This is a genomic window from Hymenobacter terricola, assembly GCF_017921975.2.
GTDB lineage: Bacteria > Bacteroidota > Bacteroidia > Cytophagales > Hymenobacteraceae > Hymenobacter > Hymenobacter terricola.
In genome coordinates, this window is sequence record NZ_JAGEMO020000020.1 from 11,212 (window position 1) to 37,848 (window position 26,637).

Sequence of the window (26,637 nt, forward strand, 5' to 3'; positions counted from 1 at the left end):
CGACATTATCCGGCATTCGTGCCCTCTCCTTAGTTTCGGGCATTCTCCCTGGCCGGGGGCCAATGTGCTTCCCACGCCCCCAAACGACCTGTACCGCACCCAATGCTTTCTAAAATAATAGCTGCCAGCATCCACAACAAGCTGCTGGTGCTGCTGATGCTGGTGGCCCTCATCGGCTGGGGCGGCTACTCGGCCCTGAACCTGCCGCTCGACGCCATCCCGGACGTCACCAACAACCAGGTGCAGGTCATCACCCAAAGCCCCGCTCTGGCGGCGCAGGAGGTGGAGCAGCTCCTCACCGTGCCGCTCGAATTGCAGCTGCGCACCATTCCCGGCGTCACCGAAATCCGGTCCATCTCGCGCTTCGGGCTGTCGGTGATTACCGTGGTGTTCGACGACAAAATCGATACCTACCGCACCCGGCAGCTGGTGGCCGAGAAGCTGACCACCGTGCAGGCCGACCTCGGCGCCGGGGCCGGCACGCCCCAGATGGCCCCGATTACGACCGGCCTGGGCGAGATTTTCCAGTACAGCATCCGGGTAAAAAAGGGCTACGAGCAGCAGTTTCCGCTCTCGAAGCTGCGCGACGTGCAGGACTGGCTCATCAAGCGGCAGCTGGCCGGCGTGCCCGGCGTAGTAGACGTGAGCAGCTTCGGCGGCTACGTGCGCCAGTACGAGGTGAGCGTGAACCCCGACCGCCTGAATGCGGCCGGCGTGACCATGCCCGAGCTGTTTGCGGCCCTGCAGGACAACAACGCCAACACCGGCGGCAGCTACCTGGAGCGCGGCCCCAACACCTACTTTATCCGGGGCGAGGGCCGCGTGACTTCGCTGGCCGACATCGGCACCATCGTCATCAAGCAAGCCGCCCAGAACGCCCCGCTGCTGGTGCGCGACGTGGCCGACGTGCGCTTCGGCCACTCGGTGCGCTACGGGGCCATGACGCGCAACGGCCACGGCGAAACCGTGGGCGGCATCGTGCTCATGCTCAAGGGTGCCAGCTCGGAGCAAACCATCAAAAGCGTGAAGCAGCGAGTGGTCGAAATCCAGAAAACCCTGCCGGCCGGCCTGGAAATTCTGCCGTTTCTGGACCGCACCAAGCTTATCGATAAGGCCATTGCGACAGTCACGCACAACCTTATCGAGGGCGGCATTATCGTGCTGCTGGTGCTGCTGGTGCTGCTCGGCAACTGGCGCGCCGGGCTGGTGGTGGCCAGCATGATACCGCTGTGCATGCTCTTCGCGCTGGGCATGATGCGCACCTTTGGCGTCTCGGCTAACCTGATGAGCCTGGGCGCGTTGGATTTCGGCCTCATCGTGGACGGGGCCGTGATTATCGTGGAAGCCATGATTTTCCACATCGTGCATTTCCGCACCCAGGCCGAGGGCGAAACCATGGACCAGGTGGCCGAAACCGCCGCTACGCGCATGATGCGCTCAGCCCTGTTCGGGCAGTTCATCATCCTCATCGTGTACTTTCCCATCCTGGCCCTCACGGGCATCGAGGGTAAGATGTTCCGGCCCATGGCCCTCACCGTGAGCTTCGCCATTGTGGGCGCTATGATATTGTGCCTCACCTACGTACCGGCCGTATCGGCCTGGGCGCTGCGCAAGGACATCAAGGAGGAAGGCACGCTGGCCAACCGCATCATGAACTTCCTGTACCGGGGCTACAGCCCGCTCATCAAGGGCGCGCTGCGAATGCGCTGGGCCGTGGTGGCGGCGGCCGTGGCGCTGCTGGTGGGGGCTTTTTTCCTGTTCCGAACGCTGGGCGGCGAGTTTATACCGCAACTCGACGAGGGCGACTTTGCCGTGAACGTGACGCTGGCGCCCGGCTCGTCGCTGAGCCAGAGCATTGCCACCACCACCAAAGTGCAGCAGATTCTGATGAAGAAATTCCCGGAAGTGGTGCAGATTGTGGGCAAAATCGGCACTTCGGAAATCCCCACCGACCCCATGTCGTTCGAGGATTCCGACCAGATGGTCATCCTCAAAGACCAGAAGGACTGGACCTCGGCGCACTCGCGGGTGGAGCTGGCCGATATGATGCAAAAGGCCCTGGCCGGCGTGCCGGGCGTGAATATGGAGTTTCAACAGCCCATCCAGATGCGGTTTAACGAGCTGATTTCGGGCGCGAAGTCCGACATCAGCATCAAGATTTACGGCGACGATTTGGACGTGCTGTTCGAGAAAGCCAACCAGGCGGCGGCCCTCATTCGCCCGCTGGCCGGCGTGGGCGATTTGAAAGTGGAGCAGATTGCCGCCCTGCCGCAGTTGCGCGTCACCTACGACCGCCAGAAAATGGCCCAATACGGCCTGCGCATCTCGGATTTGAATGCTCTGCTCCGCTCCTCTTTTGCCGGCGACGTGGCCGGGCAAGTGTATGAGGGCGAGCGCCGCTACGACCTGGTGCTACGCCTCGACAGCACCCGCCGCCAGGGCCTCAGCGACCTGCGCAACCTGTACGTGGACACGCCCACCGGCCAGAAAATACCGCTCGAAGAAGTGGCCGCCGTAGCCTACCGCAACGCCCCGGCCCAGATTTCGCGCGACGACGCCCGCCGCCGCATCAACATCGGCGTGAACGTGCGCGGCCGCGACGTGCAGACCCTGGTGCAGGAAATTCAGGGCAAGCTCAACCGCGTGAAGCTGCCGCCCGGCTACACCATCAAGTACGGCGGCGCGTTTGAGAACCTGCAGCGCGCCACCGCCCGGCTCGAAATCGTGGTCCCTATCTCGCTGGCGCTCATCTTCCTGCTGCTCTACCTGTCGTTTCAGTCGGTGAAGCAGGCGGCTCTGATTTTCACGGGGATTCCGCTGGCCACCATCGGCGGGATTCTGGCGCTGTGGCTGCGCGGGATGCCGTTCAGCATTTCGGCCGGCGTGGGCTTCATCGCCTTGTTTGGGGTAGCGGTACTCAACGGCATCGTGCTGGTGGCCAGCCTGAACGAGCTGGCGGCCGAGGGCGTAAAAAAGGTGAGCGAGCGGGTGATGCGCGCCACGGCCGAGCGGTTCCGGCCGGTGCTGCTCACCGCCTCGGTGGCCTCGCTGGGCTTTCTGCCCATGGCGCTGTCGACCTCGGCCGGCGCAGAGGTGCAGAAACCACTGGCCACGGTCGTCATCGGCGGGCTGATTTCAGCCACGCTGCTCACGCTGCTGGTCCTGCCCGTGCTCTACAGCTTCTTCACGAAGGATGACGAAGACGCTCCGAACCACGAACCGCAGGAGAAGGAAGAGCCCAAAGACGCCTCAGCCCCAACCGAAAAACCAGCTCTGCAAACGTCAGGCTCCCCCTCTCCACGGGAGATGGGGCTGGCCCCCAAGGGGTCCCGTGAGGCGAACGGCCGAACGGCCCTGGTCCTCCTATTGCTGACATTACCGCTAATCAGCCACGCCCAAACTACGCCGCCCGCCACGGGCCCGCTCACCCTGGCGCAGGCCTTGCAAACCGGCCTGCGGCAGAACCTGTCAGTGCAGTCGTCCAACTTGCAGGTACAGCAGCAGCGGGCCCTCACGCGCACCGGCTACGACATTCCGCGCACCGTGCTGGACTACCAGCGCGGCCAGATTTCGGGCCCGCTCACCGACCACAGCTTCACCATCATCCAGCAAACGGCCCTGCCTAACGTGTACGCCGCCCAGCGCCGCCTGCTCGAAAGCCAGGTGCTGACGGCCGAGCAGCGGGGCCGCGTGCAGCGCCGCGAGCTCAGCCAGAACATCCGCAACAGCTACTACCAGGTGCTGCTGACCTACCGCCGCGTGGCGCTGCTGCGGCAGCAGGACAGCCTGTACCGCCGCTACGCCCGGGCGGCCCGTATCCGCTACCAGGTGGGCGAAACCAACCGCCTGGAGCAGGTTTCGGCCGAGGCGCGCTCCCGCGAGCTCCAAAACCGGCTGGCCACCACGCTCACCGACTTGGCCGTGCAGCAGCAGCAGCTGGCGTTTTTGCTGGGCGGCGCCGCGATTAAAGTTGACACCACCGAAAACGCGGTGGCCCAGCTGGCCCCGGCTGATACCGCCAGCCTGTCGCCCGACACCAACCCCACGCTGGGCCTGCTGCGCCAGCAGATTGCCCAGAGCCAGCGCCAGACCCAAGTGGAGCAATTACGCCGCCTGCCCGATGTGCGCGTGGGCTATTTCAACCAGAGCATCAATAAGGAAAACAACTTCCAGGTGGCGCAGGCGGGCCTTTCGGTGCCGCTGCTGGGCGGGGCCCAAAAAGCCCGCATCGCCGCCGCCCGCATCGGCGAGCAGGTGGCCGACAACCAGCTGACCTACGCCACCACCCAGCTCACGGGCCAGCTGAGCGGCCTGCGCCAGCAGCTGCGCCGCGCCCGCGCCTCCCTCGATTACTACGAGCGCGACGCCCTGCCTCAGGCCCGCCTCATCCTCACCACGGCCGAAAAAAGCTTCCGCGCCGGCGACATCGACTACGTGACCTACGTGGTGAACACCGACCCCGCCTGGCAGATTCAGCAAGCCTACCTGGACCAGGTGCGGCAATACAACGAGTACGTCATTGCCCTGCAAAGCCTCAATGGCGCTGATTGATGGTGAAATCAATGACTACCGCCCGTCATGCAGAGCGCAGCGAAGCATCTCGCGTGGGGTAGCAACTCAATCGATTGGATTACTACCCCACGCGAGATGCTTCGCTGCGCTCTGCATGACGTTCTAACATTCCTCCCCAAGCCTCCCCGCGCTCCGGCGCTTTTCCATATGAAACGGTTTCCTGCTTACTTATCCCTGCTGCTCACCGCCACCAGCCTGCTTTCCGGCTGCAAGGGCGATTCCGCCGCCAAAACCGAGGACACCAAAGCCCCCGCCAAACCTGCCCAACCCACCAACCCCGACCAGATTACCGTGTCGAAGGCGCAGGTACAGGCGGCGGGCATCGCGCTGGGCGGCTTCACGCGCCAGAACATGGCCTCCGAAGTGCTGGCCAATGGCATGATTGACGTGCCGCCCCAGAACATGGTGTCGATTTCGGCGGTGCTGGGCGGCTACGTGCAGGCGGTGCAGGTGCTCCCCGGCCAGTTTGTGCAAAAAGGCGCGGTGGTGGCCGTGCTGCGCCATCCCGACTACCTCAAACTCCAGCAGGACTACCTGCAAAGCCGCGCCCGCAGCCAGTTTCTGGCCCAGGACCTGGAGCGCCAGCGCGTTCTCGACGTGGAAGACGTGGGCGCCAAGCGCAAGCTCCAGCAGGCCCAGGCCGACTACGCCACCGAGCAGGCCGCCCAGCGCAGCCTCGCCGCGCAGCTGGCCCAGCTCAATATTTCGGCCTCGCGCCTGGCCGCTACGGGCCATATTCAGCCCACCGTCAACTTAATTACTCCCCTGGGCGGCTACGTGAAAACGGTGAGCATCAACCCCGGCCAGTTTGTGAACCCCTCGGACGTGCTCATTGAGATTGTGGACCGGTCCGATTTGCACCTCCAGCTCAAGGTGTTCGAGCGCGACATTTCCCGCGTGAAAATCGGCCAGCCCATCCTGTTTTCGGTGCCCAGCCGGGGCGCGGCGGCGGGCGAGGTGCTGCACGCCCGCGTGTTTCTGGTGGGCAAGGCGTTCGACGACGGGGCCCACACCGTGGCCGTGCACGCCCACCTCGACGGTAAAGAAGGCGACAACCTGCTGCCCGGCCAGTACGTGGCCGCCCGCATCCAGACGGCCGGCGCCCGCGTGCGCACCCTGCCCGAAACCGCCATCATCCAGGCCGGCGAGCTGAGCTACGCCTACGTGCAAACCGCCGCCACCGACAGCAATGCCACCTTTCGGCGCGTGAAAGTGCGCCCCGGCCCCAGCGCCCACCACGACGTGGCCGTGACGCCACTCGAACCCATTCCCGATACCACCCGCCTGGTGCGGCAAGGCGCTTATTTCCTCGACGCCGAGCGCGGCAAAGGCCAGGGCGGCGACGAATAGCCGCTGGCAATCCGCCGATTCTGATTCAGTAGCAGTCGCCGCCCGTAGCGCATTGGCCGACTATTCATTCAGACTCCATCAAATGCCTGGTTCTTTGACGTTAGGACAGCCAATAAGCCTTTATTTTCCACTAATTCATCTTCCAATTATGGCAAATTCCGCAGAAATGAACCGCAAAGAGTTCCTGCAGCTTTTTGGGCTGGGAGCCACGGCACTGGTGGCCTCGGCGTGCCTGGGCGGCTGCGGCAGCAGCAAAAGCAGCGACCCCGTGCCCGGCGCCTCCGGCGTCGACTTCACCGTGGACCTGACGGCGGCCACCAGCGCCCCGCTCAACAACGCGGCCACCGGCTACATCTACAGCCCCACGCGCGACGTGATAGTGGCCAAAACCACGGCCGGCACCTACGTGGCCCTGCAAGCCCCCTGCCCGCACGAGGGCACCAGCGTGTACTTCACCCAGGGTCAGGGCCGCTTCGTGTGCCCCAACCACAACGCCATTTTCGACCTGACCGGCACCGTGCTCAGCGGCCCCTCGCCCCGCGCCCTCAAGCAGTACACCGTGGTGCAAACCGGCACCAGCCTGCACATCACCGGCTGAAGCGGCCCGGTTTTTTGTTCAGCCGGCCCACAGCGCCAGCCGATGATGAGAACATAAAAAAGCCGCCCTGCAAATAACGCAGGGCGGCTTTTTTATGGCTGAGTGGCAAGGCTACGCGCCTTTCGAGGCCAGAATGTCCACCATTTCGATGTGGGGCGGGCTGGCCCACAGGTCGGCGTGGGTGCCCAGGGCGGCAGCTATCTGGCCGGCGAGGTGAGCTTTGCGGCCGGCTTCATCGGGAAAAGTATCGAAGATGCCGAATGTGGACGGGCCCAGCCGCAGGGCGTACCAGGTGGTGGTGGCGGGCTCCGCCTCCGCGAGGGGCAGGGCACCGGCCAGAAAATCGGCGACGGTTTGTTCGTGGCCGGGCTTCACTTCGAGGCGGACCAACAGGGCAACTTTTACCATGAGGAAAAGAAATTAAAGATGAGCTTTCCTTACGTAACCAAAGCGCCGGCAGTTTGGCTTGGCAGCACCGCTATTGCGAGGCAAAAGATTCGGGCAATTGGCCCCGCCTGCTTAGTTGGTGATAAACGCCACCGCGGCCTGCACCACTTCCGCATCGCGCAGAATGCGGTTGTGGCCCAGGCCGCGCGTGGCGTGCAGCACCGCGCCGGGCCAGGCGGCCACAATCTGCCTGCCTTCGGCAAAGGGTACGATTTCATCGCCTTCGTCGTGCACCACCAGCACCTGCCCGGCCCCGATGGACGGCCCGGCGGCCGCGGCAGCAAATGAATCGGCGGAGCGGCCGGTTAGCTGCTGGATGTGGCCGACAAACCGCTCCACCAAATCATTCGACAGATACAGGAAATTGGCGAAGCGCTCGGCCACGGCGCGGGGGCTCACCGGGGCACTCAGCAGCACCAGGCGCGGCAGGGGCGCGCCGGCGGGCGGCCGCACCGGCAGCCCCGCCACCGAGGCCGCCCCAAACGAGTGGGCCACGATGGCGCGCACCTCCCCCACCGTATCCACCACCGCCTGCACCGCCCCGCCAAAGCCCGTGAGCGTGGCTGCCCGCCCACCCGAGGCGCCGTGCGCGGGCCCATCCAGGGCCACCACGCGGTAGCCGGCCGCCAGCAACGGCCGCACCCAGGCCCGCCAGAAGCTGGCCCGGTGCTCCCAGCCGTGCACCAGCACCACGGCGGGCGCGGTGGCCGGGCCCCACTCGTACACGGCCACGGGGCCGGTTTCGTAGGTCACGGTGCGGCGCCGGGCTTTGGCCAGCGCCGGGGCTTCCCAGTCTTTCACCGGCAGCCGGCGCGGCGTGCAAAACAGCCGCCACGCCTGCCGAAACGCCACATTAGGCGCCACGGCCCACAGCAGTTTCAGCTGCCAGCGCAGCCAGCGCAGGCCGGGCGGCGGCGACGGGTAGCGAATTTTCGGCGTGGCGAGCGCGGGCGGCGCGGCGGCGCGAAAGAAGTCGTGGGCGGGCGAATAAGTATTGAGCATGGCAGCGGCAGGTTGATGAGGCAACGATTTACGACGCGGCGGCTTCGGCCATTTGGGTGAGGTCGGCGAGGAGGCGCGGCCAGAGTGGGGCGCGCAGCCCGCGCCGGAAAAACCCAAAGTGCCCAATGCCCCGCACGCCCAGCTCGGCCGGCACGAGGCGATGCAGCTCAATGCCGGCCGCGCTGCGCACGTGCTGCCAGAAGCGCGGCACCGAGCGGGCGCTGGCAATGGGGTCGTCGGTGGCCCAGTACACGCTCACCGGAAACCGCAGGTCCTGGTAGTGGTGCGGGGGCAGCTGCGCGGCAAAGCGCGGGTCGAAGTAGTAGTCGGGCACGCTGCACCAGGCCCGCCAGTCCTGCACCACGCCCCGCGGCAGGTCTTCCATGATGCCCCACCGCCCGCCGGCATTGTAGCCCAGCAGCGCATGACTCAGAGGACTGAAAATACGGAAGAAAAAGTGTGTTTTGAGGCGGTAGCCCAGGGGCATGTAGTTCCAGTAGCCCACCCCCGTCCCCACGGCCACCAGCCCGGCCAGCTTGTTCGCGTTCGGCATCAGGCCCACCTGCTGGGCTCCCACGCTGTGGCCCAGCACCAGCAGCGGCCGGCCAGGGAACCGCGCTTCCAGCCAATCGAGCACGGCCGGCATGTCGAGCGTGCCGTAGTCGGCGAACCGGTACGGGGCCTGGGCCAGCGGCACCGGCCGCGAGTGCGCGGCTCCGCGGTAGTCCCAGAGGCACACCGCGAAACCCTGCGCGGCCAGGTACGCGGCAAAAGGCTCGTAGTACCGCCGCTTGGCCCCCGTGGCGGGGTTGAGCTGCACGGCCGCGAGGGGCCCTTGCCCATTGGGCGGCAGAAACAGCAGCGCCCCCAATGGCAACCCGTCGCGGGCCGGAATGGTATGCGCTTCGGGTTCCGGGCCGGCAATAGCAACGGCAACGGGCGGCAGTGAGCTGGACATGAGGCTTATCGATTAAATAACAGCAAGAAACAGCGTCGCAGATGGGCCCGGAGCCGCTCGGGGCCCGGTGAGCATCTACCCGACCAACAGCTCCAACCGCAGCTGGCCCATTATCACTTGAAACGGCGTTTCGTCGTGCACCCGCGCCACTTGCAGCGCACCCGCCAGCGTGGTGAGCACCTGCGTCGCCTTGGCCGCCGGGCTACCCACGAAGCGCAGGGTGCCCGTGGCCCGGCCCACGGCCAGCACCTGCGCCAGCCACTCGGTCAGCTCGCGGTTGAAGGTTCGTAATTCGGCCTGCATGGGCGCGGGCAGGGTCCGAAAATCGGCCGCCAGGGCCCCGAACAGGCACACGCGGCGGTCGTGGCCGAGGTGTTCGTCGTACACGGCCAGCAGGGCTTCGAGCTGCCGGGCCGGCGGCAGGTCGGCCACGCGGGGCAGGTCGCGCCACTTGCGCAGGCGGCGCAGCTGCCGGGCCACCAGGGCCGTGCCCAGGTCGTCCTTGCTGGGGTAATGGTAGTGAATGGCCGCCGGCTTCACGCCCAGCTCTTTGGCCAGGTGCTGGTAGCTGAAGGCATTGAAACCACGCTCCAGCAGCAAAGCTTCCGCCAAGTCGAGGATGCGCGTGCGGGTATCGGGAATGAAAGCAGAAGGAGTAACTTGGGTCGGCATAACGAGACAAATATACGACTTACTTACTAATTAGTAAGTAAAATCTCAAAGACAATAAAAAGCCCTTCTCAGGATTAAGAAGGGCTTTTTATTGTCTTGAATTCCGTCTGGCCTGGCTTAGCGGGTGTCATCGTCATGTCCCAGTCCGAGGGAATCCACGGCGGCCTGCACAGCTTCGGCGCGGTAGGCGGGCGCGGTGGCGGGGGCCTTGAGGAGGCGCAGGAGACGCTGGTATTTCTGGCGGCCCTCGGCCAGCATCTGCTCGCTTACTTCGATGGTGAAGACGCCGAAGGGCTCTATTTTTTGCACGCCTACCAGTAGGAACCGGTCGGCGCGGAGGGCGTCGGTGTAGAAGGCGGCTTGGCGGTCGTAGTCGTAGGCCGAGCACTGCCAGAGGAAGTGGTCGGCGTCGCGGGCGTTGGTGGTTTTGAAGTCGATGATGGTGAAGGCCTCGCCGGGCTGGCTCACCACGAGGTCGGCGCGCAGCTTGCAGAGCGTGTCGGTTTCGGGCTCAGTGAAAAGCACGCTGACTTCGGACTGGCCCTGGGCCAGCAGCTCGTTCAGGTGGGTGTTGAGCTTCACGCCGTCCACCAGCCACCACACCAGCGTATCGTTCAGGCCGGGCTGGCCGGCCACGTAGTCGGCCGGCTCCAGCAAGGCGGTGTGAAACGCGGTGCCGAAGCTCAGCGCGCCTTCGTTGGACGTGGCCGGGGTGCGCGGCGGGCGGCCGTCGAGGGCGTCGCGCAGGCGCGAGAGGTCCGAGTTGGCGATGGCGGGCAGGGCGCGGTACGTGTCGTAGTCGAGGCGCAGCAGGTCGGGGCGGCGGGCGGGCGTTGCGGGCATGGTCATAATATAGCCTATAACTGCAAACCCTACCGATTGGTGACAGGCCCGGCCACCAAAAAAGGGGCTGCCGGCCGCAACGCAGCAAGCAGCCCCTGCCCCAACCCTTCACTATCAACCGGTTATTGATTCAGAAAATACAGCGCCAGCTTCAGCCGATTTTCGGCGCGCCGGGGGCCGCCCAGGGCCACGCGCTCCGGGCTGCCGGGCGCCCCCGATACCAACAAGAGGCCGTTATTGTCCAGCGTGCGGCTGACCACGGCCTGGCAATAGTCGGTAACGGGCAGGGTGTAAAAGCCGGTTTCCAGGCCCGTGAGGGTTGAGGTGCCGCTTTGGAACGGGATGCTGAGCGCCCCGCTGGTGCTGCTGCCAACGGCCAGGCCCTGCTGGTTGCCGCGCCCGCTCAGGTACGCCGTGAGGGCGCTGGGCGGGGGCAGGTAGCGGGTATCCGTGCCCGGCACCACTTCGAGCGCAACGTAGGCCTGCACGATGGTGAGCCGCGAGCCAAAGGTGCGCAGGGTGGCCAGATAGGGGATTTCCAGCTTGGTTTGCAGGCCCAGCGCCCCGTCGATGTAGGCTTCCTGCGCGGTCTGGGCCACATCAAGGGCCTGCAGCGAGGCGGTGAGCGGCGCGAGCAGCGTGCCCGTGCGGTCGGCCGTGACCTGGTAAAAGTGCTTCGTGCCGTTAGCCAGCGTGAAGTTTTCCACCAAGGCCGTACCGGGGTCGCTGGGCGAATGGGTGTACAGGATGAGCGCGGCGCTGCCATCGGAGCTTATTTGGCTGCGCAGCAGGGCCGCGTCGTCGGTGGCGGCGGGCGTGAGCACGAGGCCGGCCAGCCGGTCGTTCACCTCGGCCCCGGTGGTGAGGCGGCCGGCCTGGCCGGTGGTCAGCAGCTCCTGGCCCAGGGCATCGGCCAGGCGCAGGCGCAGGGTGCGCAGGCTGGACTGGGCCCGAAACGGCCGGGCACTGGCGCCCTGGTTGAGCACGGCGGCATCGTAGCCCAGCTGGTTGAAGGCGTAGTACGTTTTGGCGGTTTCCAGCGGGTCGCGCAGGCGGTGCACCTCCACGGTTTGCAGGTGAGTGGTGTCGCCGTAGCGGTAGCCGTCGGGCTTCAGCACCAGCACGAGCGAGTCGAATACCTCGTCGCTGCTGGGCACATACGCCGCCCCTATGCCAACCTGGAAATAGCTGCGGGCCGTGATAGTGCCCAGGCGCGGGTCGCGGTAGCGGCCCACCAGCAGGTTGCCGCTGGTCGAAGTCACCACCGAATCGTGCCACACCGTGGCCATGCGCACCGTGAGCGTGTCCACGTAATAGCCGCTGCTGCCGGCGCTGGTCGGGGGCAGCGCGACGGTGATGTTGCCGGCCGGGTCGCAGGCGGTGAAGGCCGTGGCCAGCAGCAGCGCCAGCAAGAGCCGCAGCAGCGGCCCGAGGGGTTCGGTTTTCTTGCGGCCGGGCGGGGTGGCGGCGCGGGTCGGCGGCTTAGTCCACATCGGCATCGGGCTGCAATTCCCAAAGGTCGTCGTAGCGGGTGCTGCCGTTGGCGCCCTGCGTCACGTAGCCGTAGTTGCCCAGCCCAAAACCCACGGCCGACGTGCGCGCCGACCCGCCAAAATCCGTTTTCTGGTACCATTTATCGTCCGTCGGGCTGTAGGCCCAGCAGCTGGTGAGCAGCGCGTCTTTGTTGCCCAGGGCCACGTAGCCGGTGTTGCCGATGTTGAACGCGACCCCGTAGGCGCGGGGCAAGGCGCTGAAATCCAGCCCGTTGCCGTTGGTATCGGTGCCTTCCAGCTTGCGGTGCTCGGTCCAGGCCTCGGTGCTCGGGTTGTAGCTCCAGTTGTCGGTTTGGTAGGTGCCGTTGTCGAGGCCGGTGCAGATGTAGCCTTCGTTATTGGCCACAAAAGCCACGGCCCCCAGCCGCTTGTTGCCGCCGAAGCTGGGCTTCTGCGTCCAGGCATCCGCCAGGGGGTCGTACTGCCAGAAGTCTTTCTTGTAGTTGCCGTCGTAGCCGGTGCCCACGTAGCCCTTGTCGTTGAGGGCGAAGGCCACGGCCCCGTAGCGGGCACTCCCCGCGAAGTCGGCCTTACGGGTCCAGGCATTGGTGGTGGGGTTGAATTCCCAGAAGTCGCTCAGCCGGTTCAGGCCGTCGTAGCCGGTGCCCACGTAGCCTTTGCCATTGGCCGCAAAGGCCACGGCCTGGTAGCGCCCCGCGCCCGGAAACGCGGCCCGCTGCCGCCAGGTATTGGTGCTGGGCGTGAACTCCCAGAAATCGGTGTACTTGGCCGTGCCGTCGGTGCCCAGGCCCACGTAGGCCTTGTCGCCAATCACAAAGCTCACGGCTGCGTTGCGGGCTAGGCCCTCAAACTGAGAGCGGTTGTACCACGCCCCAATGACGTAATCGACGGTGGTAGAATCTTTGGTGCAGCTGTTGAGCGCTGGCAAAAGGAGCAGCAGCAAAACTGCTAGTAAACGGGTTATTTTCATACCGAAAATGAATGGTGAGATATGACCAGAGAGCCCTACGCGGCGATTTCTGGTTGCAAACCCGTTCCAGCCAACTGCTCTTTTTTATCCCAATCCCCACTTTTCCACCCCTGAACCGGCAACTATCATCGCCCAACCCAAAGGTTTCGTAAACGGCTTTGGCATCTCAGCCCCCGCGTCTTTTTCGCTTTCCCACTCCTCCTCCCCATGTGGATTCCCTACGCCCTGCTCTCGGCCTTTTTTGCGGCCCTCACCGCCATATTTGCCAAAATCGGCATCAAAGGCGTTGACTCTGATTTGGCCACGGCCATCCGCACCGTGGTTATCCTGCTGCTGGCCTGGGGCATCGCCATCGCGCGCGGGGCCACGGCCGGGCTGCCGGCCCTCACGCAGCGGACCTGGCTGTTTCTGGTGCTGTCGGGGCTGGCCACGGGGGCCTCGTGGCTCTGCTACTTCCGCGCCCTCAAGCTGGGGCCCGTCACCAAAGTAGCCCCGGTTGACAAGCTGAGCGTGGCCCTGTCGCTGCTGCTGGCAGTGGTGTTTCTGGGCGAAACCATTTCGGTGCGCGGCGCGCTGGGCGCGGGGCTCATCCTAGCCGGCACCGTGGTGCTGGTGTGGGCGTAAAGCATTAACTGTTAGCTGTCAGGCTTGACGATTCAGTCACTACTTCCAACAACTGACAACTAACTACGCGTCCAACGCCACGTCACTGAGACATTGAATACCCGCCCTTCCACCGGGGCCCACAGCTGGCTGAAAATGGGGCTGCCCAGTGGCGTCTGCACTACTTTTTCCTGGCGGGTCTGGCGGTAGTCGAGCAGGTTTTCGCCGTTCAGGGCCACCGTCCAGGGGCCAGCGTGGTAGCGGAGCAGCGCGGCAAAAAGCGGGTAGCCCGGCGTGAGGCGGCCGTCGGCGAGGTATTGCTGGCCGATGTAGGACGCCTCCAGCCCGGCGCTGAAATGGTCGCTGAACTCGACCAGGCCCATGGCCGCGAACTTGTGCCGGGCCGCCAGCGGCAGGTGCTGGTTCACGGCGTCGTACTGCCGGCGGGCATCGGTGAAAACGTAGCCCAGGTAAAGCTCCGTTTCATCGGCCCGCAGGCGCACGTAGGTTTCCAGGCCGCGGGTGGAGAGCGGCGCGGCGGCATTCTGCCAGGTCAGGAAATTCGCCCCGAACGGGCCGGCAAAGCCCAGGCCATCGAGCACCAGCGGGTTGCCGAGCCGGGTGTAGAAGAACGATTGATTCACGTTGACCACCAGCGGCTCATCAAAGCCCAAAAAGGTGTGCTGGTAGTTCACGTCGCCGTTCACGCCCAGCGAGGTTTCGGCGCTCACGCCCTGCAAAGGCCTTATCAACGGGTAGTCGCGCTCATCGAGGCTATTGATGTAGGGCACCGGCGCGCGGTAGCCCAAGCCGCCGTTGAGGCGGGCCGTCACGGCACCACTGGCCCGGTAGAGCAGGGCCAATCGGGGCAGCAGGAAGCTGCCGTACTGGTTGTGGTGGTCGAGGCGCAGGCCGGCCTGCAGGCTCAGGCGGGGCAGCAGGCACCAGTCGTCCTGCACAAACGCGCCCAGCGCGTGGTAGCTGTAGGGGCTGCGCAAGGGCGTGGCGCTGCGGTTGAAGGAGGCCAGCTGCTCGCCGTTGGCGTTCAGGCCCAGCACGATGGTGTGGCGGGCCCCGGCGGCGTGCAGGTAGCTGGCCTCGGTGTAATACGTGGTTTGGTAGGCCGTGAAGGCATCGGAATTGGTGCTCACGTCCCGCACGAAATCCGTCACCACGGCTTTGATGGTGAGGCGGCCACCGGCCAGCTCGTCGTTGGTGTAGACCAGGTCGGCGGTGTTGCGCAGGCTGGTGTTGTCGACGTAGAATAAATGACCGGTGGCCGCGTCGGGCCCATTTTTGAGCACCTGCGCGTCGCCGGCGCGGCGGCTTTCCACGGTGCCGGTGTAGCCCAGCGCTACCTGGCTGTGGGCATTGGGGTAGAAAAACAGGCGCGGGTGCAGGTTCAGGTTGCGCACCCGGGGCACGTCCACGAAGCCGTCGCCGTCCACGTCCTTTTCCTTCTGGCTCACCAGCCCCACAAACACCGAATAGCCCCAGCGCGCCCCGCGCCGGGCCGCAAAACCGTTCAAATCCGTCTCGCGCAGGGTGGTTTGGTTGAGGCTGGCGGCGTACTGCGGCGTGCCCGGCGTGGGCGTTTTGCTCACCAGGTTCACCAGGCCGGCAATGGCCCCGCCGCCGTACAGCGTCGAGTTCGAGCCCTTGATTAATTCCACCTGTTTCAGGTCGAGCGGCGGCACGGTGAGCAGCCCAAACGAGCCCGCGAAGCCGCCGTACAGCGGCACACCGTCGCGAAGAATCTGGGTGTATTGCCCCGGCAGGCCCTGCAAGCGCAAATCGAGGTTGCCGGTGGTTGGCGACGTGGGCTGAATCTGGGTGCCCGCGATATCGCCGAACAGACTGGCAATGCTGGCCGGCTTGATGCTGCTTTCCTCCTCCATTTCCTCGGGGCCCAGCACTTCCACGCGGGTGGGCAGGTTCTCGATGCGCGAGTTGGTGCGGGTGGCCGTCACCAGCACTTCTTCCTCAATTTCGTGGTGGCTGGGCGCTGGCCGCAGCGAGTCGCGCAGCACCACGCGCGGGCTCTGGGCCTGGCTCCGCAACGGTGGCACCAGGGCCAGCAGCAACCCCAGAATAGGAGCGAAACGAACCGTAAAAGGAGGACGCATAGAAAAAATTCAGGCACCAAAAAGCCTGCAAAATTAGTGCATCCCACCAAGGCAAATTTGTAGGAAACCTGTTTTCGCTCTGCGTGTAAGGATTGACGCCGCCCTGCGTCTGGCCGGTCAGAACCATTCTGTCCCAGCCTGATGAAAAAGCGCCTTCTCTTCCGATTTATGCTGCCGGTCCTGGCAGTCGCCAGCCTCAGCTTGGCTGGCTGCAGCAAAGCCACCGCTCCCGACCCTACCCCGGCGGCGCCCACCGGCCTGTACACCACGTTGCGCATGGGCACCGTGATGGCCCAGGGCGGCGTGTCGAGCGGCGGCACGCTGGACATTGTAAAAACGGTCGACGGAGCCGAATTCATCCGGTTCAATGCCGACTTCCACACCGATTTCCACACCGGCTCGCTGGGCATTTACCTGGCCAAGTCGAATGACCTGGTTCGCAACCAGCGGGCCGCCGACCCGGCCAGCGTGCTGCGCGTGGGCACCATCACGCAATCGGGGGCGCAGCTGCTGCCCATCACCGGCATGTCGGCCGGCTTCTCGCACGTCATCCTGCACTGCGACCCCGCGCAATACAACTTCGGCGCCGCCGCGCTGCACTAACTCAAAGCCATGCCTCACCCCTACTCCCGGCTGATTTCTTTGCTGATTATCAGCGCCGCCCTGCTCGCCTACTCTCCCGCCCAGGCCGGTGGCGGCTGGACGCGCCAGCAAGGCCACGGCTACGTGAAAGTCGGCCTCACGCTGGCCAACACCACCCGGTACCACCCGCTGGAAGGCGGCACCATCAGCACCGCCCAATTCAAGCAGCAGGTGTACAGCATCTACGGCGAATACGGCCTCACCAACCGCCTCGAAGCCACCCTGAACTTCCCCTTTTTCCGCCGCGCCACCTTCCCCGACACCAGCCCCGGCCAGGGCGTGGGCGACCCCGAATTCGGCCTGCGCTACGGCGTACTCACCGGCAAATGGCCGCTGGCGGTGTCCGTAGCCGCCCAGGCCCCGCTCGGCAACCCCAACGCCGTGGGCCTCTACCAGAACGACCCCGCCAATTTCGTGTACCTGCCCACCGGCAACGGCCAGTGGAACATCTGGACCCGCGCCGCCCTCTCCCACTCCCTCGGCAAAACCCCCGCCTTCATCACCCTTGATGCCGGCTACAACACCCGCACCGCCGGTTTCACCGACCAGTACACCTACGGCGCGCAAGTCGGCTACAAGTTTTTCGACAAGCTCTGGCTCACCGCCTCCGCCCGCACCCTCGACAACGTGCACGCCCCCGACCCCAGCAAGCTCAACAAAATCGGCCTCGGCGAGGGCGTGGCCTACTCCACCGCCAGCCTCGGGGCGAGCTACAATTTCACCAAGCTGCTGTCCGTCACCGCCGATGCCGCCACCGGTTTCGGCAAGCTGCGCAACGTGTATTCGGGCAACCAATACACCCTGGGCGTGGCCGTGGAGTGGTAGTGAGCCGGGATTGGTGCGGTTCAAAAAGACGCTACCAGTCGCTGCTGCTGCCCCCGCCACCGAAGTCGCCGCCGCCAAAATCGGAACTATCGGATGACGAGTCCGAAGACGAGCTGGAATCGGAATCCGAAGCAGAGAAGCCGAAAAACGAAGATTCCGCCGCAGTTGACCTGGCCGGCTTGCGACGCGCGGCCCCGCGCCGGGAGCTTTTGGCGAGTGCCGGACTGCCTTTTTTCCCTTGGCTGCCGCTGCCCGTCAGTGCCCCCCAGGCCCGCCGCACTCCATAAAATACCGCCGCCAGCACCACCAATCCGAATACGCCCGCCAGCAGCCGGAACCACCACGGAATGTGGACGCTCCGGGCCACGTCCGGCGCGGCTTCAAACTCGCCCCTGGCGTGTTGCATCAGCACGTCCACGCCCGCATCGAGGCCCGCGTAGTAGTCGCCCCGCCGGAAATTGGGCTGAAACTGCTCGCGCATGATGTCGTTCGTCAGCGCATCGGTGATGGTGGCTTCCATGCCGTAGCCGGTTTCGATGGCCATGCGGTGCTGGTCGATGGCGGCCAGAATAACCAGGCCGTTGTTTTGGCCCTTCTGCCCCACGCCCCAGGCCACGCCCAGCTGCTGGGCATAGTCGGCCACCTCGTAGGCGCCGGTCGAGTGCAGCAGCACCACCACCAGCTGGGTCGAAGTTGAATCCTGGTAAGCGTGCAGCTTCTGCTCCAGGGCCCGCGCCTGCTCGGGCCGCAGCACCCCCGCCAAATCATTGACGAAGCGCGCCGGGTGCGGCCGTGGCGGCAGTTCAGAAACGGGCACGCCCGCGGCCGCCGAGAACACCAGCCCCACCAGCAGCCAGGTAACAAATATGTAGCTGAGCGGGCGCCAAGCCCTGTTTTTACCGGCCATAAAGACTGTTCCTAAGCACCGCGCCAAGCTACGGCAATTATTCTGGTGCAAAGCCCGGCTGCGCCTCTTTCTTCAGCGCATCCATCTACAAACCCGGCCCCTTGCCAGCGCTAAATAGCGCGCTCTCCTCCCGCCAGCGCTGCACTTTCGCCGCAATCTCGGCCAGCCCCAGGTTGTGAATGCTGCCCAAATGCGTGGTCTGAAACTCGCGGTGCGGCACGTAGCTGCCGTCTTCCACGGCCCGCCCCACCTGCTGGTAAGCATCCCGAAACGGCACCCCGGCAATAATCAGTTGATTAATATTCTCGACCGAAAATATCGGGTCGTATTTCGCCTGCTCAATCACGCCCTCCTTAATCTGGATTTCGGGCAGCGCAAACAGCAGCATATCCAGCAAATCAGCAAACTGCAGCATCGGCCCAAACAGCAGCTCCTTCAGCAGCTGGAAGTCGCGGTGGTAGCCGCTGGGCAGGTTGCTGGTGGCCAGAATAATGTCGTTGGGCAGCGCCTGCAGGCGGTTGGCGTGGCCGCGCACCAACTCAAACACGTCGGGATTTTTCTTGTGCGGCATGATGCTGGAGCCCGTCGTGAACTCCTTGGGCAGGTTCACGAAGCCCAAATCCTGGCTGTTGTACAGCACCAAATCATACGCCAGCTTGCCCAGCGTGCCCGCCGCGCCCGCAATGGCAAAGGCCAGCGTTTTCTCCGTCTTGCCCCGCAGCATCTGCGCGCCCACCGCACTCACCGCCACGCTGCCGAAACCCATTTCCCGGGTCGTCATCTCGCGGTCAATCGGGAAGCTGCTCCCGAAGCCCGCGCCCGAGCCCAGCGGGTTTTGGTCAGCCACCTTATGTGCCGCCTCAAACAACGCCAAATCCAGCAGCAAATGCTCGGCATACGCCGAAAACCACAGCCCGAAGCTGCTCGGCATCGCCGCCTGAAAGTGCGTGTAGCCCGGCAGCAGGTCATTTTTATGCGCCTCGGCCTTTTGCAGCAACACCTCCGCCAGCGCCAGTATTTTGGTCGAAATCTGCTCGGTATAATCTTTCAAAAACAGCTGAATGGCCGTCAAAACCTGGTCATTGCGCGAGCGGGCCGTGTGGATTTTCTTGCCCGCATCGCCATATTTCTCGGTCAAATAATATTCGATTTTGGAGTGCACGTCCTCAAATTCCTCTCCAATGGTGAAGGTACCGGTCTCTACCTCGGCCGCCAGCTCGCCCAGGCCCTGCTGTAGCTGCTGGTTCTCCGCTTCAGAAATCAGCCCAACTTTGGCCAGCATATTGGCCTGCGCTTTGGAAGCCTGCACATCGAACTTGGCCAAATAAAGGTCCAGCTCCCGGTCGTGCCCCACGGTGAACTGCTCGATTTTCTTATCAACGGCAATGCCTTTTTCCCAGATTTTCATGGGCGCAAAGGTAGGGCCGGCCTCAACAGTTGCCCATTGCTGCCCGGCACATAGCCAACTCATCCAGCCAATAATTCGGCGCATTTATCCCACTGCAAGGCGCAGCCAGCTGAGGTAATCAAAACGGTTGAAGGATTTGAATTACTACTCCACGCGAGATACTGCGGCTACGCGAACGCCAGATGAGCATGACGTACTTTTTACTTGGACAGGCGCATAGCCTATAATTCCAGCCCGCTCAGTAATTCGATGTAATCCCGAATGCCCGCCCGTATCTCACTCACCAGAATAAACTCGTCCGGAGTGTGCGAGCGGGCACTTTCGCCCGGTCCCATTTTCACCGTTTCAAACGGCATCATCGACTGGTCCGACAGCGTCGGCGAGCCGTACATCGTCTTGCCCATCGCCAAACCCTTTCGAATAAGCGGGTGATTTTCACTAATTCGGGAGGAATTTAAATGCGTGGAGCGAGGCACAATTTCCGATTCCAAATTTGCTCGCAGGAAATCGACAATTTCCTGGTTCTGATACAGCTCGTTCGTGCGTACGTCAATTACAAACTGGCACCGGTCGGGCACCACATTGTGCTGCGTGCCGGCGCTGATTTGCGTCACCGTCGTTTTCACCGGCCCCAGCAACGGCGATACCTGCGAAAACTGGTGCTTCCGCAGCCACTGAATATCGTCCAGCGCTTTGTAAAGGGCATTTTCGCCTTCCTCGCGGGCGGCGTGGCCGGTTTTGCCGTGCGCTGTCGCATCCAGCACAATCAAGCCTTTTTCGGCAACGGCCAGGTTCATGCCCGTGGGCTCGCCGACAATTCCCAAGTCAATTTTCCCGAATTCCGGCAGCACGCCACGAATACCATTAGCACCCGAAATTTCCTCTTCCGCCGTAATGGCGCAAATTAAATTAAACGCATTCGACTTGCCCTGGAAATACCGGAAAGCGGCCAGCAAACTCACCGCCGAAGCACCCGCATCGTTGCTCCCCAGACCGGTCAATTTATCCCCTTCCAGCACCGCGCCGAAGGGGTCGTATTTCCAGCCCGCACCGGGCTTCACGGTGTCGTGGTGCGAGTTGAGCAAGATGGTGGGCTTACGCCCGTCGAAGTGCTGCGAAACGGCCCACACATTATTCTGCCGGTGTTTCGCCGTTATGCCATGCGCCGCCAGGAACTCCTGAATTAGCGACGCGGTATTGGCTTCTTCCCGCGAAAAGGAAGGCGTCTGAATCAGCCGAACTAACAAGTCAATGGCGTCATTGCTCAGCCGATTTATTAATTCAGACATAACGTCGTTTTTAATTCCTCGTTGATGTACAATGCATGCTCAATTATTACTTTATCGACGCCGAATTGCAAGGCATCAAACGCATTTTCTAATTTCGGCAGCATCCCATCGGCAATAATTCCGCTTTCTTTCAATTCAGCGTAATCAGCCAGATTGATTTTTGTAATCACGGAATTCTCGTCAGCCACGTCGGTCAGCACGCCTCGCTTTTCGAAGCAGAAATGCAGCGCTACCGCGTATTGCTTGCTCAGAGCCTTAGCTACCGAAGCAGCAATTGTGTCTGCGTTGGTATTTAATAGCTGGCCGTGCCCGTCGTGGTTAATTGGGCAGAATACCGGCGTCAATCCCAGCATTAGAAACTGATGAATAAGGTTTGTATTCACGCTGGCCTCGCTCAAATCGCCGACAAAGCCATAGTCGATTTCGCGCACCGGCCGCTTCACCGCTTGAATCACGTTTCCATCGGCACCACTGAGGCCCAAGGCATTGACACCGTGGCTTTGCAAGGCTACTACAATTTGCTTATTGGTCTTGCCGGCGTAGAACATCGTCACCAAGTCCAGGGCGACGGCGTCCGTAATTCTTCGGCCATTAACCATTTTCGGGGCGATGCCCAAATTCTTCATCATTTCGCTGGCGCCTTTGCCGCCGCCGTGCACCAATATTTTCGGGCCGCTTATTTCGGAATATAGCCGCAGAAATTCCTGCAAATCCGACTCGTGGTCAATTATGCCGCCGCCTATTTTAAATATTTTTAATTCGCGCTTCATCACTGCTTCACATACACCCAGCCCCGAAGGCCGGCGGCGGTTAATTCAAAAATAATACGAGAAAGGTTGCAGGCAAAAGTAGGGGCTTTTACCTTTGCGGCAGAATTGAACCACTTGGTTCGCTGCTTCGTTAGAGCGCCGAATCGACATAGTTTTGGCCATGCCCCTCCCCGTTTCCATGTCCCCGATGCTTACTTCCGCCGCTTGGCGCGGGGTGGCTGGCGTGTGCAAAACGGCTTGCGCTCTGGTGCGACGACCCTAGCGGCTTCAACAGCCGCATGTTGGCCCCTTGGCCAGCCCTTTTGAGCCGGGCCAGTATCCGCTCAACTTACAGACAGGTTTGGGCTTTAGCAGGAATCCCCCGTATAAACTACAACGGGTTTCCGGACAGCCACGCATCTATCCCTAAGTATCTTATAATCAATGACAATTCGGGTTGCAACGGAGGCGGACGCTCAGTACGCTGAACAATTATGCCAATGGTATGTCGAGTCGGCCAAAACGCGCGGCACCGGTATCGCCAAGCGCGAGCCGGCCTACGTGGCCAAAAAGATGGCCAGCGGTGACGGCATCATCGCCTTTGTCGACGGCGACCTGGCGGGTTTTTGCTACATCGAAACCTTTGACGATAAGACTTTTGTCGTCAACTCGGGTCTGATTGTGAACGCCGAAATCCGCAAGGGCGGCGTGGGACGGGCCATCAAGCAGGCCGTGTTCGAACTCTCGCGCACCAAGTACCCGCAGGCCAAGATTTTTGGTATTACAACCAGCCTGGCGGTGATGAAAATCAACACCGACCTCGGCTACGAGCCCGTCACGTTCTCGGAGCTTACCACCAGCGAAGACTTCTGGAAAGGCTGCAAGAGCTGCAAAAACTATGGTATCCTGATGGAGAACGAGCGCAAAATGTGCCTCTGCACGGGCATGCTGTTCGAAGCACCCGATGCCCTCGTGCAACTCCAGGTACCCGATTTCGCCGCCGAAGCCGCTGCTTCTCAATCCATTTCCCCTGACTCCGCATCCGATTCTGCATCATGAAGAAAAAAGCCATTCTCGCCTATAGCGGCGGCCTCGACACCTCGTTTTGCGCTGTGTATCTGTCGCGCGACCTCGGCCTGGAAGTGCACACCGTCATCGTCAATTCCGGCGGCTTCACGGCCGAGGAGCTGACCGCCATCGAGAAGCGCGCCTACGAGCTGGGCTCGGTGAAGCACGAGGTAATTGACGTAACCACGCGCTTCTACCGCGACTGCCTGCGCTACCTGCTGTTCGGCAACGTGCTGAAAAACGACACCTACCCGCTGAGCGTGAGCGCCGAGCGCATGTTCCAGTCGCTGGCCATTGCCGAGTACGCCCGCGCCAATGAGGCCGACTACATCGTGCACGGCAGCACCGGAGCCGGCAACGACCAGGTGCGCTTCGACGTGGCCTTTTCAGTCATCTCCCCCAAAACCGAAATCCTTACGCCCATCCGCGACCTGAAGCTGTCGCGCCAGGCGGAGATTGAGTACCTGCAAAAAGCGGGCTTCGAGATGAGCTGGGAAAAGGCCCGCTACTCCATCAATAAAGGCATCTGGGGCACCAGCGTGGGCGGCGTCGAAACGCTGACCTCACACGAGGCGCTACCGGAAAGTGCCTACCCGTCGCAATTGCAGCGGCAGGATTCGGAGCGCGTGGAAATCACCTTCGAAAAAGGCGAGCCCGTGGCGCTGAATGGCGAAACGATGGACCCGGTGGCCCTGATTCAAAAGCTGAACGAGTTGGGCTCGGCCTTCGCCATCGGCCGCGATATTCATGTGGGCGATACCATCCTGGGCATCAAGGGTCGGGTGGGTTTTGAGGCTCCCGCGCCGCTCATCCTCATTAAGGCGCACCATTTGCTGGAGAAGCACACCAGCACCCGCTGGCAGCTGCTGCACAAGGACTACATCGCCAACTGGTATGGCACCTTGTTGCATGAAGCTCAATACCTTGACCCAGTGATGCGCGACATGGAGGCCTTCCTGGAATCGTCGCAGAGCCACGTTTCAGGCAAGGTGTTCGTCAACCTAAAGCCGTATCAATTTGAGTTGCTCGGCATCGAGTCGAAATACGATATGATGCAGTCGAAAGTGGCGACCTACGGCGAGGAAAACAACGCCTGGGATGCCCGCGACGCCCGTGGTTTTATCAAGATTTTTGGCAACCAGCTGAAAATTAGCGCCAGCCTGCACGATGAAAATTAAGGCCGGCATCGTGGGCGGGGCCGGCTACACGGCCGGCGAGCTGATTCGCATTCTGCTGCACCACGAGTTCGTAGAGCTGGGCGGCATCGTGAGCTCGTCGAACGCGGGCAACCCGGTGTACCAGGTGCACGACGACCTCGTGGGCGAAACCGACCTGACCTTTGCCTCCGAGCTGGTCGGCGACGAGGACGTGGTGTTTCTGTGCCTGGGCCACGGCAATTCCAAAGCCTGGCTGCACAAAAACGCGCTGCCCGAAACCACGCACATCATCGACCTGAGCAACGATTTCCGCCTGACGGCCGATGCCGGGTTTGAAGGTCGTGAGTTCGTCTACGGTCTGCCGGAGCTGAACAAAAGCCGCATCCAGCAGGCCCGGAACATTGCGAATCCCGGGTGTTTCGCCACGGCCATTCAGCTGGCATTACTGCCGCTGGCCAAGGCCGGCAAGCTCACCGACGACATCCACGTTTCGGCCATCACCGGCTCGACCGGCGCGGGCCAGAGCCTGGCGGAAACGGTGCATTTCTCGTGGCGCACCAACAACGTGTCCATCTACAAGCCATTTACGCACCAGCACCTCGGCGAAATCGGCGAGAGTCTGGCGCAGTTCCAGCCACAGTCAGATTCTGAAATTCACTTCATCCCCTACCGTGGCAATTTCTCGCGGGGCATTTTCGCCAGCGTCTACACGCCCTCGGATTTGACGCAGGACGAGGCGCGGGAGCTGTACCGGAATTTCTACGCCGACGCGCCGTTTACCACGGTTTCGGACAAGGAAATTCATTTGAAGCAGGTGGTGAACACCAACAAATGCCTGCTGCACGTGCAGAAACAGGGCAAGCAATTATTGATTACCTCGGTAATTGATAATCTGGTGAAAGGCGCGTCGGGCCAGGCGGTGCAGAATATGAATCTGCTGTTTGGCCTGCCGGAAACGACGGGGTTGATGAGTAAGGCTTCGTTTTTTTAGGCTAACAGAACGTCATGCTGAGCGAAGTCGAAGCATCTCTACCGCTTCGTTGAATAATTTAAAGCCCTTAACCTCGTGACTCGTCTCGCCTCTATAGTCGCACTGTTACTGATGCTGCCGCTATCAAGCTATAGAAGCAGAGACATTGATACTGAAAAATTCTTAAATTTTCTTGCAGCACTCGAAAATAATTCGACGTTTAATTATTTCACAGTCATCAAAGTGAAAGACTTGAACACAGGCCTGACTAAAGAGATATGCACAAAAGGAAATTTCGTTTCCGGGGCTTTGCATATCGAGCTTGACGCAGACTATGACAGCAAAGGAGAACAGAAAGTTTTGAATTTTGCTAAAAACAGAAGGAATAGATATTTTGAGTTTAAGAATAAAAAAGCCTTAGAAAATATCTCATTTTTGAAATACAATCCAGGGGGAGTTACTAAGATTCAAGCTGAGTTCAACTTTGATAAAGTAGTAGCTACAATCAGAAAAGAGAATAAATATTCAATCCGGCTTCCTAATAGTAAGATGGCATATTTTGCTCATAATCTGTTTAATCGGGGAATATTATCAGGTGAAAGTGCTTGTTTCGGCGGAACGCTGGAATATGTTGATAGGACTAAAAGCAAATAGACAAAAACCATGGACCTCTTCAACGTTTACCCCCTCGTCAACATCACGCCCGTGCGCGCACTCGGCGCGAAACTCTGGGACGACCAGGGCCAGGAGTACCTGGATTTCTACGGCGGCCACGCCGTGATTTCCATCGGCCACAGCCACCCGCACTACGTGCAGCGCCTCACGGAGCAGCTGCGAAACATCGGCTTTTACTCCAACTCGGTGCAGATTCCGATTCAGCGCGAGCTGGCCGAGAAGCTGGGCCGCGTATCGGGCTACCCGGATTACTCGCTGTTTCTGTGCAACTCCGGGGCCGAGGCCAACGAGAATGCGCTAAAGCTGGCCTCGTTCCACACCGGCAAAAAGCGGGTCATAGCATTCAAGGGCGCGTTTCACGGCCGCACCTCGGGCGCGGTAGCCGCCACCGACAACCCCAAAATTGTGGCCCCCTTCAACGCCGACCACGCCATTTCCTTCGTCGATTACGACCTGAAAGCGGTAGCCGAAATCCTGCGCGGCGGCGATGTCTGCGCTGTGATTATCGAGCCGATTCAGGGCGTGGGCGGCATCATTATGCCTTCCGATGACTTCCTGCAAGGCCTCTCGCTTCTGTGCGGCGCCCACAACGCACTTCTGATTGCCGACGAGGTACAGAGTGGCTACGGCCGCAGCGGCGAGTTCTTCGCGCACCAGCACGCCGGCATCCGGCCCGATATCATTTCCGTGGCCAAGGGCATGGGCAACGGCTTCCCCATCGGCGGCATCCTGATTGCACCCGAGCTGAAAGCCTCCTACGGGCTACTGGGCACCACTTTCGGCGGCAACCACCTGGCCTGCGCCGCCGCCCTGGCCGTGCTCGAAGTCATCGAAGACGAGCACCTGTTGGCCCACGCCACCGAGCTAGGCGATTACCTGCGCACGGAGCTGCTGGCCCACGCCGGTGCCGAAGAAATTCGCGGTCGCGGCCTAATGGTGGGCATTAAATACGACTTCCCCATCAAGGAAATCCGCGACAAGCTGCTGTCGGAATTCCATATTTTCGTGGGCAACGCCTCCGACCCCACGGTGCTCCGGCTGCTGCCGCCGCTGAACATCACGAAGGCGGAGGTTGACCGGTTTCTGGGGGCGCTGTATGCGCTGGTTTCCGTGACCGCCTGACGTTGCGCCTCACCCCCGGCCCCTCTCCGAAAAGGAGAGGGGGGACTAGCTTCTAGCTTTTAGTCTTAGCTTTTTACACCCAAGCCGCCGTGGCTCCCCTCTCCTTTTCGGAGAGGGGCCGGGGGTGAGGCGCAACGCCACAACGACCCCCCCCAGCCCCCCCCCCCCGA

The 26,637-nt window shown here is 62.2% G+C and carries 23 protein-coding genes; 11 read left to right on the forward strand and 12 right to left on the reverse strand.

Annotated elements, in window-relative coordinates; translation table 11 throughout:
- Positions 1-102 precede the first annotated feature (102 nt).
- The 3 genes from J4G38_RS15220 (at position 103) to J4G38_RS15230 (ending at position 6,520) form a co-directional block, all read left to right on the forward strand.
- The gene (locus J4G38_RS15220) at positions 103-4,551 is read left to right on the forward strand and encodes a CusA/CzcA family heavy metal efflux RND transporter (RefSeq protein WP_210517779.1); all 4,449 of its coding nucleotides are present in this window, start codon (positions 103-105) and stop codon (positions 4,549-4,551) included.
- A gap of 168 nt (positions 4,552-4,719) precedes the next feature.
- Positions 4,720-5,922, forward strand: a complete 1,203-nt coding sequence (locus tag J4G38_RS15225; RefSeq protein ID WP_210517781.1) for an efflux RND transporter periplasmic adaptor subunit — start codon at positions 4,720-4,722, stop codon at positions 5,920-5,922.
- Between the two features lie 148 nt (positions 5,923-6,070).
- Entirely contained in the window at positions 6,071-6,520 is a 450-nt protein-coding gene (locus J4G38_RS15230) for a QcrA and Rieske domain-containing protein (RefSeq protein WP_210517783.1), read from the forward strand.
- Between the two features lie 111 nt (positions 6,521-6,631).
- Here the strand turns inward: J4G38_RS15230 and J4G38_RS15235 are convergent, their stop codons facing one another.
- The 7 genes from J4G38_RS15235 to J4G38_RS15265 form a co-directional block, all read right to left on the reverse strand.
- The gene (locus tag J4G38_RS15235; protein ID WP_210517785.1) at positions 6,632-6,928 is read right to left on the reverse strand and encodes a putative quinol monooxygenase; all 297 of its coding nucleotides are present in this window, start codon (positions 6,926-6,928) and stop codon (positions 6,632-6,634) included.
- 111 nt (positions 6,929-7,039) lie between these two features.
- Positions 7,040-7,969 (reverse strand): alpha/beta fold hydrolase, encoded by a 930-nt coding sequence (locus tag J4G38_RS15240; RefSeq protein ID WP_210517787.1) that lies wholly within the window; start codon positions 7,967-7,969, stop codon positions 7,040-7,042.
- 28 nt (positions 7,970-7,997) lie between these two features.
- A complete protein-coding gene (locus tag J4G38_RS15245) occupies positions 7,998-8,927 on the reverse strand; it encodes an alpha/beta hydrolase family protein (RefSeq protein WP_210517789.1) in 930 nt (309 codons plus the stop codon).
- A 75-nt stretch (positions 8,928-9,002) separates the two neighbouring features.
- Entirely contained in the window at positions 9,003-9,599 is a 597-nt protein-coding gene (locus tag J4G38_RS15250; RefSeq protein WP_210517790.1) for a TetR/AcrR family transcriptional regulator, read from the reverse strand.
- A gap of 117 nt (positions 9,600-9,716) precedes the next feature.
- Positions 9,717-10,448: a PD-(D/E)XK nuclease-like domain-containing protein gene (locus J4G38_RS15255; protein ID WP_210517792.1), complete on the reverse strand. Its 732-nt coding sequence runs from the start codon at positions 10,446-10,448 to the stop codon at positions 9,717-9,719.
- Between the two features lie 116 nt (positions 10,449-10,564).
- Entirely contained in the window at positions 10,565-11,941 is a 1,377-nt protein-coding gene (locus tag J4G38_RS15260; protein WP_210517794.1) for a DUF4270 family protein, read from the reverse strand.
- Positions 11,925-12,899, reverse strand: a complete 975-nt coding sequence (locus tag J4G38_RS15265) for a Kelch repeat-containing protein (protein WP_210517795.1) — start codon at positions 12,897-12,899, stop codon at positions 11,925-11,927. The genes J4G38_RS15260 and J4G38_RS15265 overlap by 17 nt, the downstream gene beginning before the upstream one ends.
- 234 nt (positions 12,900-13,133) lie before the next feature.
- Here J4G38_RS15265 and J4G38_RS15270 point away from each other — a divergent pair, with 234 nt between their 5' ends.
- Positions 13,134-13,550, forward strand: coding sequence for an EamA family transporter (locus J4G38_RS15270; protein ID WP_210517797.1), 417 nt, complete (start codon positions 13,134-13,136; stop codon positions 13,548-13,550).
- 59 nt (positions 13,551-13,609) lie between these two features.
- Here the strand turns inward: J4G38_RS15270 and J4G38_RS15275 are convergent, their stop codons facing one another.
- A complete protein-coding gene (locus tag J4G38_RS15275; RefSeq protein WP_210517799.1) occupies positions 13,610-15,655 on the reverse strand; it encodes a TonB-dependent receptor plug domain-containing protein in 2,046 nt (681 codons plus the stop codon).
- 141 nt (positions 15,656-15,796) lie between these two features.
- On the opposite strand from J4G38_RS15275, the gene J4G38_RS15280 reads away from it, so the two are divergent.
- On the forward strand, positions 15,797-16,258 hold the full coding sequence (locus J4G38_RS15280) for a hypothetical protein (protein ID WP_210517800.1): 462 nt from the start codon (positions 15,797-15,799) through the stop codon (positions 16,256-16,258).
- Between the two features lie 9 nt (positions 16,259-16,267).
- Positions 16,268-17,122, forward strand: coding sequence for a hypothetical protein (locus J4G38_RS15285; protein ID WP_210517802.1), 855 nt, complete (start codon positions 16,268-16,270; stop codon positions 17,120-17,122).
- A gap of 31 nt (positions 17,123-17,153) precedes the next feature.
- On the opposite strand, the gene J4G38_RS15290 is transcribed toward J4G38_RS15285, so the two are convergent.
- The 4 genes from J4G38_RS15290 to argB all read right to left on the reverse strand — a co-directional run bounded on the left by J4G38_RS15290 (position 17,154) and on the right by argB (position 21,496).
- Complete coding sequence (locus tag J4G38_RS15290) at positions 17,154-18,029, reverse strand: TPM domain-containing protein (RefSeq protein WP_210517803.1); 876 nt, start codon at positions 18,027-18,029, stop codon at positions 17,154-17,156.
- A gap of 85 nt (positions 18,030-18,114) precedes the next feature.
- Positions 18,115-19,437, reverse strand: a complete 1,323-nt coding sequence (argH, locus tag J4G38_RS15295) for an argininosuccinate lyase (RefSeq protein WP_210517805.1) — start codon at positions 19,435-19,437, stop codon at positions 18,115-18,117.
- Between the two features lie 221 nt (positions 19,438-19,658).
- Positions 19,659-20,726, reverse strand: a complete 1,068-nt coding sequence (locus J4G38_RS15300; RefSeq protein ID WP_210517807.1) for a M20 family metallo-hydrolase — start codon at positions 20,724-20,726, stop codon at positions 19,659-19,661.
- Complete coding sequence (argB, locus tag J4G38_RS15305; RefSeq protein ID WP_210517809.1) at positions 20,714-21,496, reverse strand: acetylglutamate kinase; 783 nt, start codon at positions 21,494-21,496, stop codon at positions 20,714-20,716. Before argB ends, J4G38_RS15300 begins: the two co-directional genes overlap by 13 nt.
- A 423-nt stretch (positions 21,497-21,919) precedes the next feature.
- Between argB and J4G38_RS15310 the strand changes: the two genes are divergently transcribed.
- The 5 genes from J4G38_RS15310 (at position 21,920) to J4G38_RS15330 (ending at position 26,467) form a co-directional block, all read left to right on the forward strand.
- On the forward strand, positions 21,920-22,534 hold the full coding sequence (locus tag J4G38_RS15310; RefSeq protein WP_210517811.1) for a GNAT family N-acetyltransferase: 615 nt from the start codon (positions 21,920-21,922) through the stop codon (positions 22,532-22,534).
- Entirely contained in the window at positions 22,531-23,721 is a 1,191-nt protein-coding gene (argG, locus tag J4G38_RS15315) for an argininosuccinate synthase (protein WP_210517813.1), read from the forward strand. The genes J4G38_RS15310 and argG overlap by 4 nt, the downstream gene beginning before the upstream one ends.
- The gene (gene argC, locus J4G38_RS15320; RefSeq protein ID WP_210517815.1) at positions 23,711-24,691 is read left to right on the forward strand and encodes an N-acetyl-gamma-glutamyl-phosphate reductase; all 981 of its coding nucleotides are present in this window, start codon (positions 23,711-23,713) and stop codon (positions 24,689-24,691) included. The genes argG and argC overlap by 11 nt, the downstream gene beginning before the upstream one ends.
- Before the next feature lie 75 nt (positions 24,692-24,766).
- Positions 24,767-25,324 (forward strand): hypothetical protein, encoded by a 558-nt coding sequence (locus J4G38_RS15325; protein WP_210517816.1) that lies wholly within the window; start codon positions 24,767-24,769, stop codon positions 25,322-25,324.
- Between the two features lie 9 nt (positions 25,325-25,333).
- Entirely contained in the window at positions 25,334-26,467 is a 1,134-nt protein-coding gene (locus J4G38_RS15330) for an aspartate aminotransferase family protein (protein ID WP_210517818.1), read from the forward strand.
- Positions 26,468-26,637: the final 170 nt, after the last annotated feature.